4 protein-coding genes are annotated in these 3,751 nt (G+C 72.6%); 1 reads left to right on the top strand and 3 read right to left on the bottom strand.

The window, feature by feature from the left end; genetic code table 11:
* Window positions 1–862, top strand: an 862-nt coding sequence (locus ACTUAL_RS09910) for an LVIVD repeat-containing protein (RefSeq protein ID WP_440900056.1), incomplete at its 5' end; no start/stop codon positions are given.
* Window positions 863–939: 77 nt separating this feature from the next.
* Here ACTUAL_RS09910 and ACTUAL_RS09905 read toward each other — a convergent pair.
* Genes ACTUAL_RS09905 through ACTUAL_RS09895 form a run of 3 tightly spaced genes read right to left on the bottom strand, consistent with a single transcriptional unit; the run spans window position 940 to window position 3,654 of the window.
* Window positions 940–2,010, bottom strand: coding sequence for an ABC transporter ATP-binding protein (locus ACTUAL_RS09905; RefSeq protein ID WP_440900055.1), 1,071 nt, complete (start codon window positions 2,008–2,010; stop codon window positions 940–942).
* A gap of 1 nt (window position 2,011) precedes the next feature.
* Window positions 2,012–2,842 carry an ABC transporter permease gene (locus ACTUAL_RS09900; protein WP_440900054.1) on the bottom strand — a complete coding sequence of 277 codons (831 nt, stop codon included), beginning with the start codon at window positions 2,840–2,842 and terminating at the stop codon, window positions 2,012–2,014.
* The gene (locus tag ACTUAL_RS09895) at window positions 2,833–3,654 is read right to left on the bottom strand and encodes an ABC transporter permease (protein WP_440900053.1); all 822 of its coding nucleotides are present in this window, start codon (window positions 3,652–3,654) and stop codon (window positions 2,833–2,835) included. The genes ACTUAL_RS09900 and ACTUAL_RS09895 overlap by 10 nt, the downstream gene beginning before the upstream one ends.
* Window positions 3,655–3,751: the final 97 nt, after the last annotated feature.

Genomic DNA, 3,751 nt, shown 5'->3' with positions numbered 1-3,751 from the left:
CTCGTACAGCCCGAACGCCGCCTTCCCGGACTGCCAGCCGCCGCACGACCTGATCTCCATCGTGAAGGTGCCGCTGAAGAACCCGACGGCGGCCTCGCTGCTGGGCGAGCGCGTGCTGTTCCCGGACGGCGGCAACCCCGGCCGCAGCGGCTCGGTGGCCACCGGGTACGTGTCGGCGACCTCGGGCTGCCACGACATCACCGTCTACCCGTCGAAGGACCTGGCGGCGGGCGCGTGCATGGGCGACGGCGTGCTCTGGGACATCTCCGACCGGGAGAACCCGCGCGAGATCAGCCGCGTGCAGGACGACGTGAACTTCGCGTTCTGGCACTCGGCGACGTTCAACAACACCGGCACGAAGGTCGTCTTCACCGACGAGCTCGGCGGCGGCGGCGCGGCGACCTGCACCGAGGCCATCGGCCCGAACCGGGGCGCGGACGGCATCTACGACATCACCGGGCGCGGCGACGACCGGGAGCTGGTGTTCAAGAGCTACTTCAAGATCCCCCGGCACCAGACCGAGACCGAGAACTGCGTGGCGCACAACGGGTCGCTGATCCCGGTGCAGGGCCGCGACATCATGGTGCAGTCCTGGTACCAGGGCGGCGTGTCGGTGTGGGACTTCACCGACTCGACCCGGCCGCGTGAGATCGGGTTCTTCGAGCGGGGTCCGCTGCCCAACGGCGCGGGCGGCGGCACGTGGTCCGCGTACTACTACAACGGGTACGTGTACAGCTCGGACATGGCCAAGGGCCTGGACGTGCTGGACATCCGCGACCCGCGCGTGCTCACCGCGAAGCTGGTGCGCACCGACGAGCTGAACGTGCAGACCCAGGGCCACTACCGGGAGCTGTTCCGGTAACCAGGGCCAGAACCCTTGAGGCGGAAGGGGCCACCGGTGATCCGGTGGCCCCTTCCCGTTGTCCCGCGGGGGATCGATCAGGCCGGGCCGACCAGCCCCCGGTCCGGCGCGCCCCGCCGCCCCACCTCGGCGCCCGCCGGGCAGTCGGTGGCGCGGGACGACGGGTGGTCCACCCGCACGACCTGCTCCCCACCGGCCAGGCGCACCGAGAGCCGGGTCACCGGCCCCAGGAAGCTCTGCGCCACAACGGTTCCGATCAGGGCGCCGGCATTGTCGCCACCGGCCGCGCCGCCACCGGCGGGGTGCGCGGTCACCTCGACGTCCTCGGGCCGCACGATCACCGACACCGCGTCGCCGGACGCCACCCCCGGCGCGCCGGGCGCGGGCAGCAGGTGCGCGCCCAGCCGGACCCCGCCGGACTCGACCGTGCCCGCCACGGTGTTGGTGACGCCGACGAACTGCGCCACGAACGCCGACGCCGGTTCCCGGTACACCTTCGACGGGGTGTCCAGCTGCTCCAGCCTGCCGTGGGACATCACGCCGACCCGGTCGGAGACGGCCAGCGCCTCCTCCTGGTCGTGCGTGACGAACAGGGTCGTGATGCCCAGCTCGGTCTGGATGCGGCGGATCTCCTCGCGCAGCCCGACCCTGACCTTGGCGTCCAGCGCCGACAGCGGCTCGTCCAGCAGCAGCACCCCTGGCCGGATCGCCAGCGCGCGGGCCAGCGCCACGCGCTGCTGCTGGCCGCCGGACAGCTGGTGCGGGTAGCGACCGCCCAGGTGCGCGAGGCCCACCAGCTCCAGCAGCTCCCCGGCGCGGGCCCTGCGGTCGGGCTGCTTGCGCAGCTTGAGCCCGAACTCGATGTTCTGCGCGGCGGTGAGGTTCGGGAACAGGCTGTAGGCCTGGAACACCATGCCCATGTCCCGCCGGTTCGCGGGCACGCCGGTGATGTCGCGCCCCTCGACCAGCACCGAGCCCGCGTCGGCGGTCTCGAAGCCCGCGACGATGCGCAGCGCCGTGGTCTTGCCGCAGCCGCTGGGGCCCAGCAGGCTGATCAGCTCGCCCTCGGCGAGGTCGAGGTCGAGCCCGTCGAGCGCGGTGTGCCCGCCGAAGGACTTGCGCAGCCCCTTCAGTTCCAGATGACCCATCTCAGCCTTCCTCGGCGGTGGCGCGGCGCCGCCCGCTGCCCGCCGAGGACAGCAGGAGCAGCAGCGCGAAAGCGAACAGCAGGCACAGCAGCGACACCGCGATGGACACGCCCGCGTCGCGCTTGCCGATCAGGTTGACCCGCACCTGGAGGGTGTCGAAGTTGAGCAGGGAGGCGATGGTGAACTCGCCCAGCACCAGCGCGACGGACAGCAGCGCGGCGCTGATCAGCGCGGTGCGGATGTTCGGCACGACGATCCGCAGCAGCACCGTGCCCCAGCCGGCGCCCAGTCCCCTGGCGGCCTCGGCCAGGGTCTTGAGGTCGATCGCGGACAGGCCCGCGTCGAGCGAGCGGTGGGCGAACGGCAGCACCAGCACCGCGTACGCGAGCGCGAGGGTGAGCGGCGAGTCGCCGAGGAAGTAGTCGACCCAGGCGTACAGCGGGGCCATGCCGACCACCAGCACGATCGCCGGGATCGCCACCGGCAGCAGGCACAGGAACTCCACCACGCGGCGCAGCGCGGGCAGCCGCAGCCGGATCCACGCCATGGTGGGCACGAGCAGCGCCAGCACCAGCAGCGAGGACAGCAGGGCCAGCTGCGCCGACACCCAGATCGCTTCGACGAGGTCCGGGTCGGTGACGATGCCGGACCAGGACTGGAGGCTGCGCGTGCCGTTGGCGCCCCTGGTGGAGAACTCGGCCATGGCGACCAGCGGCAGCGCGAAGTACGCGCCGAGGACAACGAGCACGACCGCGCGCAGCGCGCCGCCGCTTCCCTTGCGGCGCCTGGGCTTCGCGGGCTCCTGCGGCACCGCTTCCCGCGTCACTGCCATCGGGCGAACCTCCGCTGGAGCAGGGCGTGCAGGCCCATGGCCACGCCGACCACGACGATCATGCCCAGGCCGAGCGCCTTGCCCAGGTTCTCCTGCCCCAGCAGCACTTCCCCGGTGAGGAAGCCCCGGATCTGCAGCGGCACGATCGGGCTGCCCTGGGACACCAGGGCGGCGGCGGTGGCGTAGGCGGAGAACGCGTTGGCGAACAGCAGCAGCGCCGAGCCGAGGAACGCGGGCAGCAGGATCGGGCCGCCCACGTGCCGCCAGTAGGTCCAGCCGGAGCCGCCCAGGCTCTCGGTGGCCTCGCGCCACTGCGGGCGCAGGCCGTCGACGGCGGGCAGGAACACGATGACCATGAGCGGGATCTGGAAGAACGTGTAGACCAGGGTGAGGCCGGGCAGCTCGAACAACCACGCGCCGGTCGCGAACAGGTCGACGCCGAGGGTGTCGGCCAGGAACCGGGTGACCAGGCCCTGGAAGCCCACGGTGGCGAGGAACGCGAACGCGAGCGGCACGCCGCCGAACTGGGCGAGGACGCCGGACGCGGCGAGCACGACCTTGCGCGTGACGCCCTCGGGCCTGCCCGAGGCCACGGCCCAGGACAGCAGGGCGCCGAGCGCGGCGCCGATCAGGGCGGTGAGCGCGGACAGCTGGACGCTGCGCAGGAACGCCTGGAGGTAGACGCCCTCGGTGAGGGTGGTCAGGTTGGCGAGGGTGAAGGCGCCGTCGTCGTCCTGGAACGCCTCGGCGAGCACGAGCGCCGTCGGGTAGAGCAGGAACGTGCCGACGTAGGCGAGGAACGGCACGACCACCAGCCACGCCGCCCACGACCGGCGGGACGGCCCTCGGCCGGGGGCGGCGGCTCTGCCGCCCCCGGCCGAGGTGTCGACGGGTGCGACCACCGGTCAG

Source organism: Actinosynnema sp. (assembly GCF_052038725.1).
Note: the sequence above shows the minus strand (reverse complement) of the source record. Positions and strands in the feature narration are given on the sequence as shown.